Here is a 14898-nt window from a genome sequence, read left to right as displayed (position 1 = left end):
TGCTAACTAACCTGCGGAATGTGGGTTACGAGAGAAAGACTATGATATAACCAAAAACCCAAGTGTTAAAGGTTATTTAGTTGATATGGTTTGGAATGACGGGGATTTGATAGTAATAGGTCAATTAGCAAACCATCCAGTTCGTTTTCAATTCGATACTGGTAATACTATGAGGTTAGCAGTCAATATTAAATTCGCACAAAAATATTTTGCAAATTATCCACGTACTCAATCAAAAACTGAATTAGCATCTGGAACAATCTTTAATGAAAATATGCCAAGTATTAATGGCAATATAAACGGCTTCAATTTTGATACTGGTAGATTAGCAATAGTACCACTTGATTCAGATGTAGATGCGTTGATAGGTGAGCCTTTTCTGAAAAACTTTCGCACTACAATAGATTATGGACGCAGTAAAATACTTTTAGAACCTTACTCTTACTAATCAATTAATCATACGTAAATAACTGAACATTGTTACAATCAAGACACTTGCGTGCCCGTAGCTTTTCACCTTCTCCCCATCCAGCCCCATCAGCACGGAAATACACCCACTGACTTACTGATTCTCCAACGGTACGACCCCAAACAAAATTTTGTGAGCCGCAGATCGGACATGGCGTTTCTTGTGGGCTAAGGTTTTCGTGATTCAGTTGGTTGTTCATGAGCTTCCCCCGATAAATTCTGAGTGCAATCTTCAGGAGGCATTGCGCCAGAGTGCGTAGGCGTAGCTCGCCGTAGGCATCGCGATCGCTTGAGATTGAATTACCGATTTTTCCAACTGAGTGATAATTCTATTTCCAGCAATCATCACTGTAAAAGACTTTCTGTTGTCCGTTGGGTAAAAATCTCGCACACCATCCGTTTCTAACACGCCATCTGTCAACAGCAATTCCAGCAAGCATGACAACTACTGCACCGAAAGCTGGGGTAAAACTGTGAAAATGTTTTGGAATACAAGTTTTTACGGAATTTTTTGGCTTTGGAACGCCTTGTGAAGCATCGGCGTTAATTACTCCTATCTCATCATAATTTCTTTTGGCGAAGGTATTGCCTCATATTTAGTACTTTACGCAAAAAACGAATAATCTTGAAGTTGGCATTACAAAGGTTAGAAGTCAGCACAAGCCAGCGTATTGCAGACGGCATCCGCTTCTCTACTGTCTGCCTCTGATTTTCCTCGATTGAGCTAGGACTTACAGATAGGGAGCGATCGCACTAAGATGGCTCACGACCTCAAAAACGCTGTAAAAATGTCTCTATAATTGGAGCGATTGCTCTCAAAGGCGTGATTAGTCAATATAGTATTTTAGAGCTATGCGGTGTCGCATTTTCACCTCCGCCAACAAATAATAACAACCAAAACCTGTATATGTACTAAGATGCTCTTGGGAGCTATTTCTCCTTCTCTTTTGCAGAATTATTGCCAAATTTCACCATGATGAATAACTGGTTTGACACAGCTCGATTGGGGATGTTTATTCATTGGGGACATAGTTCTCAAATGGGATGTGAGTTATCTTGGCCGTTAGTTGGGGGTGTATTCAGCCTACCTTTTTGCAAAGATATTCCAGTTGATAAATATCACTACACAGCTAATACTTTCAATCCACAGCAGTACAATCCTCAAGAATGGGCAGATTTAGCAAAAAGTCTAGGAATGAAATATGCCATATTAACAGCCAAGCATCATAATGGTTTTGCCCTATTCCATACCAAAGAATCAGACTTTTCAATTGCATCTGCACCTTACAAAAAAGATATTGTACGTGAATATGTCGAAGCGATGCGCTCTGTAGGATTGCGTATTGGTCTTTATTTTTCGCTTAGTGACTGGCATCATCCTGACTATCCGGCTTGGAGAGAGGCAGATAAACCTTATCGCTTTGACCAACTCCCTCAACCGACAGCGCAACAGTGGGAGCGATATATCCAATTTATGTTCAATCAGATACGAGAATTATTGACCAACTATGGTCAAATTGACATCATTTGGTTTGATGGAAGTTGGGAACGCACTCCAGAGCAATGGCAGGCTCAAAAATTAGCAAAAATGATTCGTGATTTACAACCTAATATTCTCATTAACGATCGCCTACCCAATTGTGGAGACTTTGAAACTCCTGAGCAGTTTATTCCTCCTCACCCACCTGCTCATCCTTGGGAAACCTGTCTGACTATTAACGAGAGTTGGGGATACAATTCAGATGATTGCAACTTCAAATCGTCTCGTCAATTGATCCATACAATGTGCGAAATAGCAGGCATTGGAGGCAACCTCTTGCTTAATGTTAGTCCAATGGGTAATGGACAAATCCCTCCTGAGCAGTTAGAGCGTCTCAAAGATATAGCAGATTGGATGGAGAGTCACTGTGAAAGTATACTGGATACAACTCCAGGATTAGAACCGTGGCAATTTTATGGCCCCTCAACTCGTAAGGGCGATCGCATTTATCTACACCTATTAATGAAACCTTACGAAACAATATCAGTTAGGGGTATACCAATCAAACGAGTAAAATCGGTGTTTCTTCTTGCTGACGGTACAGAACTAACTTACACAAGTCGCTGTGCAATTATGGATTCTATCCTCAATTCTAATCCGTTAGGAGAATTAACAATTGATGTACCAGAATCAGTAATTAATCCATACGTTACAGTGATTTGTATTGAGATTGATTCTTGATTAATTAATGTAAATTTAGCTTCTTGAGCGGGGGTATAGCTCATCTCTGATCATGCAGCCCTACCCAAACGGGCGTATATAGCGCTCCCAGTTCTCCTTATTAAATGGACTGCGCCATTTCAAAATTAAGCTCAATTCCAACTGTTGCTGTAATAGTTGAGATAAATTGAGTAGTTTATCTTGTCATTTGGTGTCAGAAACTTATCCGGTATGGACAAATTGCTTCCAGAACAGCTGGTCAAAAGCATTTATCAGGAACTACTGCCTAGATTACAAATTGAAAGTGTTAATCCCCGTAATCCCATTCAGGTCAGCTATCTTCCACAACCTTGGCAGTTGCTTGGCAAAGGAAATTACGCCGCAGTAGTTTTTCACCCCGATTACCCTGAGTGTGTAGTTAAAATTTATGCCCCAGGACGAGCAGGCTTTGAAGAGGAAGTAGAAGTCTACCGTCGTCTAGGTTCTCATCCGGCATTTTCTGAGTGTTTGTACGCCAAAGATAACTTTCTAATTTTGAAACGGCTTTATGGAACAACTTTGTACGATTGTATGCACTTAGGTTTACCAATTCCTCAGCAGGTAATACGGGATATCGATAAAGCTTTGGACTATGCTAGAAGTCGCGGACTCCACCCTCATGATGTCCACGGTCGTAATGTGATGATGCATCAGGGTAGAGGGTTAGTTGTAGACATTTCAGATTTTCTGCATCCAGAAGCCTGTTCAAAATGGAATCACTTAAAAAAAGCTTATTATTGGTTATATCGTCCTGTGTTGCGCCCACTTCGATTACGTGTGCCATACTCGGCCTTAAATATGCTCCGCAAAAGTTACCGTCTGGCAACTTCTTTCAAAATTTCCTGTTGTCAACTAGTCCTAAGATTAACTCGTTTTAAATATTTAAAACTTTAGGCTAATTTATTCTTGTAACATTAAGTATTTCTGTGCCCAAAAGTGAAAAGGAAATTGTATTGCACCCCTTGCTATTGCTTTAATTTTCAGCAGATAAATAATATACCTTTTGCAATAGCTAAATTTTCTTAATAATTTCTGTAACTCCTACGGTTCTTGCATTAATCAATTAGCCACTGCATTAATAAGTAAGTGATTGAGTTGAACATAAAACTACCAAATAACATTGTCCATGTTACTGTCATAGTTATGAAACTTATCCACTTATTCTAATAATAGAATAGTCGCGTATGCCAAATAATAAGTATAAGATTTGTAGAAATAGAAAATGCGATTATATTAGCTAGCAATAACCAATGGTCTTCAGTTACGCCTGCATCCAAGGTATTAATGAACCTCCATTTGCGCTATCAGGGCGAAAAGTCGGATCTCTTAACGGTGAAACTTGATAAGCAAAAAGACTAGTAGCTATTGTTAAAAACAGCAAAAATATTAAACTGAAAATAGAAAAGTGCCGAATCCGTTGAAAACTTGTCATACAATCTCCTGAAATCTCAGCTAGCGTTCGCCTGATGAATGCAACCAAAGCTGCTACCAAAAGCTATAATATATTTATTAATTGTTTGGTTCATTTAATTTCTTCAGGCCGGATCTAATTCTAAAAGGTTTCAAACCTATTTATACAAGTTCTTACTTGAAGGCAACGAAGTAAGTGACTCCAGCTAGATTTTAAACACCAAATAGACAAAGTAAAAATAAGTTTCTCTGCTCAAAAACTCTATCTGACTGTAAAAACTGCGATAGCGGGTAGTCGGTGTGGGAGACGAATGTGCATTCATTCCTAAGCCTCGTGCCATCAATACTGCTCGTTTCATGTGCAATGGATCGCTAACAATAAGAAACTTGTTTAATTGGTGAGCATTCGCTACTTCCAAAGCATTTGTGAGGTTCTGGTGAGTTGTACGAGATTGAGTTTCAGTGAGAATATCAGCAGCTTTTACCTGTTGCGCGAGTGCATAATTTTTTCCAACTATAGCTTCAGGTGGTTCATTACTCTCGCCAACTCCGCCAGTAAAAATGATTGTTTTAACAGATCCATTTTTATATAAGTTGATGGCGTGGTTAATTCGCTCTCTGAAAACAGGAGATGGTTCTTCTCCCCAAACTGCCGCTCCTAAAACAATTGCTGCATCTGCTTTGATATTATTAGTACTGCTGCCATATAAATAAATACTTGAGGCAGAAGAAGCGATCGCCAGCAACAAGGCAGATATCAAAGTTACTGTTATCAAAATTAACCATTTTTTGGAAATTTTGTAATTGAGCATAGGGCGTTGTCTTATTTTTCATTCTTAGTTTCAATATCAAGTTAAGTGCGTAAGTTCTATACTGTTATATGCTTCACCATTAGATGCAGTTGTGAATCTGGCTTCTACCGTGCAATCAAAAACTGCTCTAGACCCAAGCCAGAACAGTTTTTGATAGAAGTAAATTGTATAGGGGACTTTTAGTGTTGTCCCCAGTTTATCCATAATAAATACCGTTATATAATGCTATTCACCTCAAGTTTCGTGTTTTACGCAAAAAACGAATAATCTTGAAGTTGGCATTACAAAGGTTAGAAGTCAGCACAAGCCAGCGTATCACAGACGGCATCCGCTGAGTCTGCTCGATAAACTCGCGATATTTTGGGGTCAAATATTTGTGACATAACCAAAGCACACGGTAGCTACTAAGAGAACTCCTTAATATGGGGCTGTTTTGGGCGCTCGCCGTGTACGGATTTGTGTGGATTTTGAACAGGGGCAGATTGGGGAACTTTCATCGCTAAGGGCGTGAAGCTATTCGGCAAGCTCTAGCCTTGCTACCCGATGTGTTCCACGCATAAAACCTTTCAAAAAGCTGCTTCTTAAACTCTGTTTTAATAAATGATTATCTTCAGATAATGTCCGTATATTAGTTAGTGAGTTGATGTTTTTGTAAATACACAAGTTTAAGTCGAGTGAAGAAAGAAAATGAATAAGTTCACCTGTTTAATGATTGTCGGGGCAGTATTGTCGATCAGTGCGCCAGCATTGGCCCAAAGTCGTGCTGTTAATATCAGTGTTGGCAGTATAGGTGGCCCTCTAGATAATGCTGCTTTGCGAACAGTTCGCCAAGTTATCGGGTTTGCGGTTGGTACTGGTACTGTTGATAAATTTATTGTATATAGCCCAAGAGAAGGCGCTCCTATTCCCATTGAAGGGGGTTTATCTGCTTGTGCGGAAGCTGGCTTCGGGATAACTGATGCCAGATTTAATGCTTTTATCCAGCAGTTGCGTTTAATTACACCCCGCTCAGGAACTTTCTTGAATGTAGAACTTACTGCAAGCTGTAGACTCAACTAAGAATGTTGGTACTTAACCTCTTGTGTCACTTTTGGAAAACAATTATCAAAGCCTGATTCTGAAACTTTGAATTAGTCAAGGTTTAAAGCTTTCTTCTAGAAACTAAAATTTTCCGCAAAAAACTGGAAAATAAAGCTCTCAAAAGTTTGAGAGCGATAGGGTTCTCCTAGTTTGACACAAGAGGATTAAGTGCTTTAGATTTACTGATTCGTTTGACTTTCTCCCACTGTGTTCCACACAGGAGATTCTTCCTCAGCAGCGAACTTCCGAGCTACATCAGATGTGCAGCTGATAGCACCCTTGAACCAAATGGAATACGCATTATCTGAAGTCTTACAAATACTTGCCCTAGGAATGTGAACGGATGCAGGAGGTCTGCGATGCCTGCGGCTGGCTACGCCTACGCATCAGTAGGCTACAAGAAATGAGGATTTAGTTAATAAATAGTTTGAGGTAAGGATTATCCCCAAGCGTACTACCACGCTTGATATTTGGAACTAGGACGCTCGCAAGCGTCAAGTCGTTTGAGAGCTTCTACTTGTTCTTTCTTAGGGTACAGGTTTTTGATGAAAGGTATTGCAAACATCATAAGTTATAGCCGCAGCTAAACCTTAAGGAAGAAAGCTTATGATGGTCGATATCCCGCCTGAAACTCAGGCAACGATTCGCAAAAGCACGGGCTGGATCATTGTTCTCAGCATTATACTGATTATTCTGGGAATCATTGCTATGCTGATGCCCGTTGTGGCAACAATTGTCTCGGTTTCTGTCTTCGGTTGGATCTTTGTGATTGCGGGTATTGTCCGGATCATGAAATCGTTTCAATCTAAACCGATTCGTGGATTCTGGCTCAGTCTCTTGGTGGGGATTCTCTATATAATTGCAGGTGTAATTCTGTTGGGCAATCTTTTAGCAGGTGCACTCACCTTGACACTAGTTTTAGCAACTATTTTTATCGTAGAGGGCATTTTTGAAATTATTGCTTGCTTCAAAGCACGTACTGGGGGGAATTTGTCCTGGCTGGTATTAATGGATGGCATGATTACCCTGATTCTAGGAATTTTTATTTGGTCTAGTTGGCCCAATAACTCGTTTTGGTTAATTGGATTGTATGTTGGTATTAGTTTTATCTTTAGTGGTGTATCTTTGCTCTCGATTGCCACTGCCACCCGTAAGGCAGTAACTTGAAACCAAATATTGTTCTAAATTTAGCAAAGAGAATGCAATTGGATCGAAAATGAGGCTTTTGTCTTCATTTGCTTCCATATACCCAAAAATGGCTAACGATCTCAGAAAAATAAATAACCTGTATTTTCACGTAATTTGCCAACTCAATACTTAGTGTTTATTTACTCCATTTATCCCATACGGCTCGCGCGACCTTGATAATGACAAAAGTTTTGTGCTTGTTTACCTTTACAATCAGTAAATAGGTCAATAGTTGCCTCAACTTGACCTTTCCATAATAGATTCTGGGAAGAGTTTCAAGCGTTTTAGGGAACCCCCGACTTTGTGAAAGTTTTCTATCAAATGGAACAAATCTTGTACATCTCGCCGTTGAACATCAGGAGCGAGTTGGTCAATGATGTTCCAAATACCATCATGTCCATCACCAATACAAGTGACCGTGCTAGCCAGTGGTTGGTCATAGACCGGACTTTCCTAAAAATCGCGTTTCCATCGCTGTTACTCCTTGAAGCCGTGCTTATTTGAAGATCAAGTGAACATTTTCTCACAATGGATAGTTTCTGTGGAACAGCTTATGACATCTTCTCAAGAACCTCATCAGTCATCTGAATTTGGCTTTTTCCTATATTACGTTTCAGCAAAAAAATACCTGCATCATGTGCTTGCTGACCACCATCACTAAAGCAAGCATCCTCGATAATGACTGGTTCAATACCGCGCTCAAAAGAGTCAATTGCTGTCTTTAAAATACAGCTATCAGTTTCAACTCCGCAAAGATATATTTTGCTGATTTGATTCAGGAAAATAAAACTCGAAAACTTTTCCGTAAATGCAGAGTAATAAGGTTTATCAAAAATATTATCTATATATAACTGAAGTTCATCAATAATGCTAGTTTCTGGTTCATGTATCAAGCTTGACCAATGAATTAGTTTGACATAATTACTGTCAGTAGTATTAATAAATCTTGTAAATACAATGAGTTTACCAGCCGCTAAAAAATGCTCAATCAGTTTAATAACAGTAGGAATAATATGCCTGCATTTCTCCGACATAAACCCGTTTTGCATATCTACTACAAGAAGGATTTCACTCATCTGTGCCAGAATTTATTTAGATAAAAGGGCGTTGCTGAATCATGGGATGATTTTGCTCTATTTGTCACGAATTTTCAATGGTTTCAACCGCTAATTTATCCTACCTCTATGCAACGCCCCAAAAAAACAACAGGAAAAGTCAGGCTTCTGCCCAGCAGGATTAACGGCTTGATACTAGCCTGAGTTCCAGTACACCTGCCAATGCGGAGAACAACTGGAGTTCCCAATTAGCTACCCAGTTAAATCATGCTGCGGTTTAAGGCAGGTTCAACCGTTTACAGCAAACCGATGAAATCATCAGTGCTTTTTTGTCAGTCGTTACTGAGGCTGTAGCTGATGGAGAGAAGGTAACGCTGATTGGGTTTGGGTCATTCGAGCGACGCGATCGCTCAGAACGCGAGGGGCGTAATCCCAAAACCAATGAGCCAATGACTATCCCAGCGACCAAAGTGCCTGCGTTTTCTGCTGGGAAACAGTTTAAAGAAAAAGTAGCACCCTAATCAATACAAATGTATTTACTTTACTACTGTCAATCTAATCACTGCAAAGCCATAATCGATTAATTCAAGTATTGAATCGACTGTGAAACTTTGACTGCTTCTTGAGGAGTAACGTTATTGCAATTAGACAATTCTGGCATTACTCCCGTACCAACAAATCTGTAAAAGGGGCCATTTTGCTCTCCCCACCACTGCGATAGCAATGTTGGTTGTTTGGCATTACCGTATAATCCTTGCTCCAAAGTGCTTTTTCCAAATATCGGAGAATTTATCGGGTAACTGCGCGACCCAGCAGGTAAGTCTCCAATACCCCCAGATACTGACTCAATCGCAAAGCATTTATCTGCACTTAAATTTTGGTAAACAATTAAGTAACGCAAACTATCAACATTTTCGCGCCCAGCCGAGACTATTACCTTGTCAGCATGAAAATTTGTAGGTACGTAACTTGGTAATGCTATTTTTAAGCCTAGTGAACGTAAAACTTTTAATTGAATCGGTGTTAATTTTATTACCGAATTGGTTTGTGGAGGTTTGGGTTGAGCAATTACCGCAGCCGTAGAAGCGATAACACAGATGGCAAAGCAAGAGGAAGCAAGCTTAATTGGGTATTTGAATAATTTCATAGTTGATATATATGACTTAGGTTCAAAAAGAAGTTGCAAATTGCTTGATCTCTGAATAACAGCAGCAGAAGTCGAGCATTAATTACTATTTGCTTAGAGAATTAGGTCTTCTATATTCAATCCGAACTTGTTTAACGTCAATTTGCCCAGACTCTAAAAACATCAGTTGTTCTACTTGGCATAACCCTAAATTTTCAAACTGTGCTAATTCCGAGTTTGATAATGCCCAAGGTGGGCCATCCGGTTCAGCTTCTGTGTCTCGAACACGAGTAATCAGCAAAAGTGTGTCACTAGGAGCAACAAGCGAGGCAACTGAAGAAATAACCTCATAACGCACATTCAACGGCAAAGCTTGAATATTACGACATTCAAAAACAAAGTTAAAAGCTTGATGCCATTGTGAGGGAATTGCTAATAAATCTGCAACTATATAGTTGACAGTTGAATTAGGAAATCGCTTTTGGCACCAAGCGATTGCTGTAGGTGAAATATCAAAAGCGGTTACTTCAAACCCCAGACTAGCTAAAGCTTGTGCATCATCTCCCAAGCCACAACCAATGACTAACGCTTTTTGCCCAGAAGCGAACGGTTCATGGCTTGTGAACCAATCTTGCAGATAAGGATGAGGAGCTAACTTAGCCCAAGGAATTTGTGCTGTGTCTCCTTTAGCTTTGGAATATAAAACTTCAAACCATGCTGAGGGATCTGATTTTTGTAACGCTTCTGTGGCTAACTTTTTAATATAAAACTGTAAATTTTCCGGTTGTTGCTCCAACATAAAAATCGACACCACTCCATTGTCAATTATGGCAGTCTATACCAGTTGAACTGAAAATCATAATTGCAGGCTAACCTACGCGAACTAAAAGTTGTGAATGATCTTTTTGATTGTGCCTGCTCAAAGCAAGCATCGGTTTACAGTCCTAGCCAAGATGAACCAAATACCAATTACCATCCACCATTAGATGCATTTGTGAATTTGGCTTCTACCATGCAATATAAAACTGCCCTAGACTGAAGCTAGAGCAGTTTTTGATAGAAGTAAATTATATGGGTGGCAATTAATGTTGTCCCCAGTTTATCCATAGTAGATACCGTTATATAATACTATTCACCTCAATTTTCGTACTTTACGCAAAAAAGGAATAATCTTGAAGTTGGCATTACAAAATTTAGAAGTCAGCACAAGCCAGCGCATCACAAACGGCATCTGGGACTTTGAGCTTTTTCCTTGGTGGCACACAGAACATGCTTCCTGGTGATGGGGTGCTGAAAAGGCAAATCTGGTGATGGAGGAAGTAGCGACACCGGACAGCTCGTCGTAGACATCGCTCTTATGGAGGTTAGTCCATCGCCTAAGAGCAATCAATTCTCATGAGTGATTGCCGAAAGCCTACTGATGTTGTGGCTATTGGAGTGGGTGGGGTGTTGGTTGGAAATCTGGTGCGAAGATTTGGTTTAGGAGCTTTTGTGTTAGAAAAGCTACTGCTGAGGGAAAACTTAAAACAAGATCCTGTGTTGGAGGTAGTGGCCGTAATTCGTCAGCCCGATACTACAAATTACAAAATTACACAACAAAAGTGGCAACGTATATATAAATATATAATTCTTACGAGATGATGTATTAGCTTTCTGGCTTTTGTTCATGATAATCAGTTTATTAAAGCTCCTGAAAAAAACTTCAGTAGCTGCTTTTGTCTTAACTCTATCAACCCCCAACGCCCTAGCCTTTTCTGACACTCAAAGCTATTGGGCAAAACATTGTATTCAGCAACTAAAAGAGCGTAAACTGATTACAGGCTACCCTGATGGTAGTTTTCGCCCAGAAACAACAGTGACACGCGCTCAAGCAGCAGTGTTAATGCTAAATGCTTTTCCTGATTCACCAGTGAAACGCACTGCTACGTCTTTTAAAGATGTACCTGCTGATTATTGGGCAAATAAAGCAATTTCTACCGCTTACCAAAAAGGACTTTTTTCTGGTTATCCTGGTGGTATTTTCCAGCCAAACCAACCAATTCCTCGTGCCCAAATCATTGGTGTTGTAGCTGGGGGGAAAAATTACAGCCCTTTACCTAGCCCAATGCAGACATTACAAGAATATTTTAACGATGCGGGGCAAATACCTAACTATGCCCAAAATGCGCTTGCATCTGCCACGATTAATAGTATTGTTGTCAATTATCCCAATGTCAAACAGCTAAAACCACTACAAAGCGCGACTAGAGGGGAAGTTGCGGCTTTAATGTGTCGGGCGCTAAATATTTACACGGTTCCCCCACAATATATTGCTGGAGTCGAAGTAGACAGCCAAGAAATACGTCCTTTACCAGGAAAACTTGATATTATTCCCACCTTCAACAGTAATAGTCCTGAACTGGTGACAACTGAAGGAATTTTACTATCAACTTTTCCCCCAGATGGGAAACAAGTACATGAAGCACATTTAAATTATCCCTTTGAAGGCAGATTTGACATATTTGCTCATCATATCGTCAGGGCAGAAACACCAGCCCAAAGCCGCACTGTATACCAAGGGATAATTGTACATAATCCAGGAAATGAACCTGTGACAGTGCAAGTATTACAAGCAGCTAGTTACCTTACCAAAGAAGCACAGTTTATTGCTTTACCTGATATGGTTGAAAACCCCCAAGGTACAGTTTACTCTGGCCCAGGCGATCGCACAATGAATGATGTACTGCGGGGAGTTCGGCAAGAGATTTTTCCCCAAAAGCTGGTGATAGAACCAAAAGAAACTAAAATACTAGGAAATTTACCAATTCCGGTACAGGCTCCTTCTTCTAACGGTCGCACTACAATGATGCGCTTGGTAAGTAGTAGTCCAGTTTATATCGCAAATTTAGCCAAAAATAGTAATATTTCACCGACTTTAGGCGAGTGGCAAGAGCTTCTGGATACAGGTAATTTAGCCGGAAAGCGTGACCCCATTCCAACACCTCTTGACCCTCCCAGAGAACCAACGGTATTTAGTCGCGTCGCTGGTGTATCCCAAGGAACGCAATGGAAAACACAAATTACGGACAATTCCAATGTTTCCGAGTTAACAATACCCTCACCAGGAAAGGCGTTTTCTTATCCTTTGGGAACTGTACATTTAATTACTCTTAGCACTGGACAAATTCAAAGTGCAGCGATGTTAAAACGTTATCCTGATACTGCTTACTTTGCTCACAGTAACTATGGTGTTGAGTACAATCTAACTTTACCTCTAAGAAATATTACGAATGAAACCCAAACTATAACTGTGTCAATACAGACTCCTGTGAAGGATGAAGGGGGAACAGATAGACTACTGTTTTTAAAGCCAGGTGTAGAACAAATATTCTTTCGGGGAACGGTGCGGGTGCGTTACATAGATGATAATGGCTTAGAAAAGACGCGCTATGTGCATTTGGTACAGCGTCGGGGACAAAGGGGCGAACCATTGGTGACACTGAAGATGTTGGCGAGTGGAAAGCGACAAGTACAGATAGACTTTTTGTATCCTCCAGATTCTACGCCACCACAGGTTTTGACGGTGAGAACGCAGAAGTGATTTAAAAGCTAGTGCATTGTGCGTTGTGCGGGTTTAAGAGCGTTGTCGCAACTGACGTAGGGCAAAAGCTTTTTCGATTGCTGAGAACAGGTAGACGATTCACCATTGGGTGTAGTTGTGAATCTGGCTTCTACCCTGCAATATAAAACTGCCCTGGACAAAACCCAGAGCAGTTTTTGATAGAAGTAAATTCTATAGCAATCACCTCTGGCATCATCAGGCGATCGCCTGATCACGGAAATAACTGTTGAAGTGCGCCGTTCTTAGAGGATGCTTGGCGATCGCTCCCCCTCACAACCCTCAAACCCTGCTAAAATCCCTGTATCAAATATACCAACTACCATGTCTGGCAAAGGATTTGGTCAAGGTAAACCCACAAAAATAGTACAAAAAGCATTCTGCAATTATTGCTAGTAGGGACTCGGAGCAGGTTCTCCCACACTGTTAGTCCAGATGTCGTCTGGCAGCGATCGATCGCGGTGACATACCCGGTCAAGGTCAGGATACGTGATTGTGTCTACTGCCGCTCGGTTGCCGACTACTAGGCATCGCGTTGCCTTGGCGCTGCGATTCTCAAGAAAATGACCTACCGCCACTCCTGCTTGAAAAGTTGCAGCGTCGCCAGGACGTAATACAGTCTTTGTATCTCCTTCAATGAGCGTGATCTCGCCTTCAAGGACATAGACCATTTCATCCTCAGCACTATGCCAATGCTTGATCGATGAACGAGAGCCAGGTTGCAGAACTTGGATGAACGCGCCAAACTGGGTAAGCCCTCCTGCTTCGCTGATCCAGAGGGTACGATTTGGTTCGTGCGCGGCGTGAGAAGGGCTTTCCTCTTCGACGAAATGATCAGGAGTGATAACAGTCATACTGACACCTCTAGGAATTCTGGGGCATATATCTATTCCATTATGTCTAGTAGTCTGCCAAGGGAATTTTGCGTGATGGCAAGCTCTTGGGCAGAGGTGCCATTCGGGCAGGGGGGAAAGAACTTGTACAAATCTCTCCTCTGCCGACCTCCACAAGCGCAATTTTGGGGAAAGCGAACTACTAGGGTACGAATCGAAGCAAAACTTCTCTATATTTGTGCAGTTAGGTGGGAACCCTAACTGCTGGTGATGGGGTGCTGAGTAAGGAAATCTGGGGATGTAGGAAGTAGCGTAGGTGCAGCCCGTCGTAGACATCGCTCTTAAAGCAAAGCGTAGCCTCTGTAAGAAAACCCCATTTCTCTCCTGCTGTATGTTTCTTGAGAGACGACAAATCCCTCTTAAGTCATAGATGCATTATGTGCTGTGATAGAGGATTTTTTACTCCTACATGAGTACTCTATTTAGAGTAGACAAAAGAATTGCAAAAGAAATCATAATTTTTCTGCTTTCTAGATAATTTTCAGTGTATTTTGTGTCAAAAGATACAACTCTTAAGGTCATATTGGTAGTAAATAAATAATCTTAGAATCACGATGGCAAATATGGATAACACAAAGGAAGTTGATAGTACTAAAAATAAATTGGGTCAGCAGGAAATAGGGGATGAAACTGATATAGATTCATCATCTAAGGAACTGATACAGACAAATAAAACAATTATTAATATAGATGGTCAGCGTCCAGTCGATCCAAGTAATATTGAAATTAAAGAAATAATTAATATAGATGGTGAGCGACCAATTGGGAAAAATGAAACCGATTATGAGAAAACAATTAATATAGATGGTCAACGCCCGATCGAGAAGAGCGCTTTTCAAGAACATGAGATGCTAAATATAGACGGTAAGCGTCCAATTGACCCTAGCGATTTAGAGGTTGAAGCTGTTATTGACATAGACGGTCAACGTCCGATCACTAAAAGTAATTTTCTATCTTCAGATACTCTAGAGATAGACGGTAGTCGCCCAATAGGTTCAAATAACAGCTAAAACATCAACTAGGGCGATA

Annotated in this window: 16 protein-coding genes and 2 pseudogenes; 10 read left to right on the top strand and 8 right to left on the bottom strand. The window is 40.6% G+C overall.

Annotation, left to right across the window (positions count from 1 at the left end):
- Window positions 1-85 precede the first annotated feature (85 nt).
- Complete coding sequence (locus tag RRG12_RS32905) at window positions 86-448, top strand: hypothetical protein (protein ID WP_420762101.1); 363 nt, start codon at window positions 86-88, stop codon at window positions 446-448.
- 252 nt (window positions 449-700) lie between these two features.
- On the opposite strand, the gene RRG12_RS32900 is transcribed toward RRG12_RS32905, so the two are convergent.
- Window positions 701-913, bottom strand: coding sequence for a hypothetical protein (locus RRG12_RS32900; protein WP_420762100.1), 213 nt, complete (start codon window positions 911-913; stop codon window positions 701-703).
- A 528-nt stretch (window positions 914-1441) separates the two neighbouring features.
- Between RRG12_RS32900 and RRG12_RS32895 the strand changes: the two genes are divergently transcribed.
- On the top strand, window positions 1442-2689 hold the full coding sequence (locus tag RRG12_RS32895) for an alpha-L-fucosidase (protein WP_420762099.1): 1248 nt from the start codon (window positions 1442-1444) through the stop codon (window positions 2687-2689).
- 210 nt (window positions 2690-2899) lie between these two features.
- Entirely contained in the window at window positions 2900-3601 is a 702-nt protein-coding gene (locus RRG12_RS32890; RefSeq protein ID WP_420762098.1) for a serine/threonine protein kinase, read from the top strand.
- Between the two features lie 367 nt (window positions 3602-3968).
- On the opposite strand, the gene RRG12_RS32885 is transcribed toward RRG12_RS32890, so the two are convergent.
- Window positions 3969-4139 carry a hypothetical protein gene (locus RRG12_RS32885; RefSeq protein WP_420762097.1) on the bottom strand — a complete coding sequence of 57 codons (171 nt, stop codon included), beginning with the start codon at window positions 4137-4139 and terminating at the stop codon, window positions 3969-3971.
- A 184-nt stretch (window positions 4140-4323) separates the two neighbouring features.
- A complete protein-coding gene (locus RRG12_RS32880) occupies window positions 4324-4929 on the bottom strand; it encodes a YdcF family protein (RefSeq protein WP_420762096.1) in 606 nt (201 codons plus the stop codon).
- Between the two features lie 687 nt (window positions 4930-5616).
- On the opposite strand from RRG12_RS32880, the gene RRG12_RS32875 reads away from it, so the two are divergent.
- Window positions 5617-5988: a hypothetical protein gene (locus RRG12_RS32875; protein ID WP_420762095.1), complete on the top strand. Its 372-nt coding sequence runs from the start codon at window positions 5617-5619 to the stop codon at window positions 5986-5988.
- Between the two features lie 627 nt (window positions 5989-6615).
- Window positions 6616-7176: an HdeD family acid-resistance protein gene (locus RRG12_RS32870; protein WP_420762094.1), complete on the top strand. Its 561-nt coding sequence runs from the start codon at window positions 6616-6618 to the stop codon at window positions 7174-7176.
- Between the two features lie 197 nt (window positions 7177-7373).
- On the opposite strand, the pseudogene RRG12_RS32865 reads toward RRG12_RS32870, so the two are convergent.
- Window positions 7374-7641 (bottom strand): annotated as a pseudogene (locus RRG12_RS32865) (ISKra4 family transposase); the annotation flags it as partial.
- A 107-nt stretch (window positions 7642-7748) separates the two neighbouring features.
- Window positions 7749-8273, bottom strand: coding sequence for an isochorismatase family cysteine hydrolase (locus RRG12_RS32860; protein ID WP_420762093.1), 525 nt, complete (start codon window positions 8271-8273; stop codon window positions 7749-7751).
- 290 nt (window positions 8274-8563) lie between these two features.
- On the opposite strand from RRG12_RS32860, the pseudogene RRG12_RS32855 reads away from it, so the two are divergent.
- Window positions 8564-8773, top strand: a pseudogene (locus tag RRG12_RS32855) (HU family DNA-binding protein); the annotation flags it as partial.
- Window positions 8774-8832: 59 nt separating this feature from the next.
- On the opposite strand, the gene RRG12_RS32850 reads toward RRG12_RS32855, so the two are convergent.
- Together RRG12_RS32850 and RRG12_RS32845 are read right to left on the bottom strand one after the other, a co-directional pair.
- On the bottom strand, window positions 8833-9399 hold the full coding sequence (locus RRG12_RS32850; protein ID WP_420762092.1) for a hypothetical protein: 567 nt from the start codon (window positions 9397-9399) through the stop codon (window positions 8833-8835).
- A gap of 85 nt (window positions 9400-9484) precedes the next feature.
- Window positions 9485-10177: a class I SAM-dependent methyltransferase gene (locus RRG12_RS32845; RefSeq protein ID WP_420762091.1), complete on the bottom strand. Its 693-nt coding sequence runs from the start codon at window positions 10175-10177 to the stop codon at window positions 9485-9487.
- Window positions 10178-10270: 93 nt separating this feature from the next.
- On the opposite strand from RRG12_RS32845, the gene RRG12_RS32840 reads away from it, so the two are divergent.
- From RRG12_RS32840 to RRG12_RS32830, 3 genes are all read left to right on the top strand, one after another.
- On the top strand, window positions 10271-10417 hold the full coding sequence (locus RRG12_RS32840; RefSeq protein WP_420762090.1) for a hypothetical protein: 147 nt from the start codon (window positions 10271-10273) through the stop codon (window positions 10415-10417).
- Window positions 10418-10773: 356 nt separating this feature from the next.
- Window positions 10774-11019: a hypothetical protein gene (locus tag RRG12_RS32835; protein ID WP_420762089.1), complete on the top strand. Its 246-nt coding sequence runs from the start codon at window positions 10774-10776 to the stop codon at window positions 11017-11019.
- A 25-nt stretch (window positions 11020-11044) separates the two neighbouring features.
- A complete protein-coding gene (locus RRG12_RS32830) occupies window positions 11045-12958 on the top strand; it encodes a DUF3370 family protein (protein WP_420762088.1) in 1914 nt (637 codons plus the stop codon).
- A gap of 410 nt (window positions 12959-13368) precedes the next feature.
- Here RRG12_RS32830 and RRG12_RS32825 read toward each other — a convergent pair whose 3' ends face one another.
- Window positions 13369-14145 carry a cupin domain-containing protein gene (locus RRG12_RS32825; RefSeq protein ID WP_420762087.1) on the bottom strand — a complete coding sequence of 259 codons (777 nt, stop codon included), beginning with the start codon at window positions 14143-14145 and terminating at the stop codon, window positions 13369-13371.
- A gap of 278 nt (window positions 14146-14423) precedes the next feature.
- On the opposite strand from RRG12_RS32825, the gene RRG12_RS32820 reads away from it, so the two are divergent.
- Window positions 14424-14879 (top strand): hypothetical protein, encoded by a 456-nt coding sequence (locus RRG12_RS32820; protein ID WP_420762086.1) that lies wholly within the window; start codon window positions 14424-14426, stop codon window positions 14877-14879.
- Window positions 14880-14898: the final 19 nt, after the last annotated feature.

The sequence above is a fragment of the Nostoc sp. CALU 546 genome, assembly GCF_048836525.1.
The sequence above is the reverse complement of the archived record's forward strand: the minus strand, read 5'-3'. Positions and strand labels throughout refer to the sequence as shown.

Excerpts from the sequence above, each read along its gene's own strand:
- RRG12_RS32905 (WP_420762101.1), top strand. The coding sequence starts at position 86 with ATGGTTTGGAATGACGGGGATTTGATAGTAATAGGTCAATTAGCAAAC.
- RRG12_RS32895 (WP_420762099.1), top strand. The coding sequence starts at position 1,442 with ATGATGAATAACTGGTTTGACACAGCTCGATTGGGGATGTTTATTCAT.
- RRG12_RS32890 (WP_420762098.1), top strand. The coding sequence starts at position 2,900 with ATGGACAAATTGCTTCCAGAACAGCTGGTCAAAAGCATTTATCAGGAA.
- RRG12_RS32885 (WP_420762097.1), bottom strand. The coding sequence starts at position 4,139 with ATGACAAGTTTTCAACGGATTCGGCACTTTTCTATTTTCAGTTTAATA.
- RRG12_RS32880 (WP_420762096.1), bottom strand. The coding sequence starts at position 4,929 with ATGCTCAATTACAAAATTTCCAAAAAATGGTTAATTTTGATAACAGTA.
- RRG12_RS32875 (WP_420762095.1), top strand. The coding sequence starts at position 5,617 with ATGAATAAGTTCACCTGTTTAATGATTGTCGGGGCAGTATTGTCGATC.
- RRG12_RS32870 (WP_420762094.1), top strand. The coding sequence starts at position 6,616 with ATGATGGTCGATATCCCGCCTGAAACTCAGGCAACGATTCGCAAAAGC.
- RRG12_RS32860 (WP_420762093.1), bottom strand. The coding sequence starts at position 8,273 with ATGAGTGAAATCCTTCTTGTAGTAGATATGCAAAACGGGTTTATGTCG.
- RRG12_RS32850 (WP_420762092.1), bottom strand. The coding sequence starts at position 9,399 with ATGAAATTATTCAAATACCCAATTAAGCTTGCTTCCTCTTGCTTTGCC.
- RRG12_RS32845 (WP_420762091.1), bottom strand. The coding sequence starts at position 10,177 with ATGTTGGAGCAACAACCGGAAAATTTACAGTTTTATATTAAAAAGTTA.
- RRG12_RS32835 (WP_420762089.1), top strand. The coding sequence starts at position 10,774 with ATGAGTGATTGCCGAAAGCCTACTGATGTTGTGGCTATTGGAGTGGGT.
- RRG12_RS32830 (WP_420762088.1), top strand. The coding sequence starts at position 11,045 with ATGATAATCAGTTTATTAAAGCTCCTGAAAAAAACTTCAGTAGCTGCT.
- RRG12_RS32825 (WP_420762087.1), bottom strand. The coding sequence starts at position 14,145 with ATGTCTACGACGGGCTGCACCTACGCTACTTCCTACATCCCCAGATTT.
- RRG12_RS32820 (WP_420762086.1), top strand. The coding sequence starts at position 14,424 with ATGGCAAATATGGATAACACAAAGGAAGTTGATAGTACTAAAAATAAA.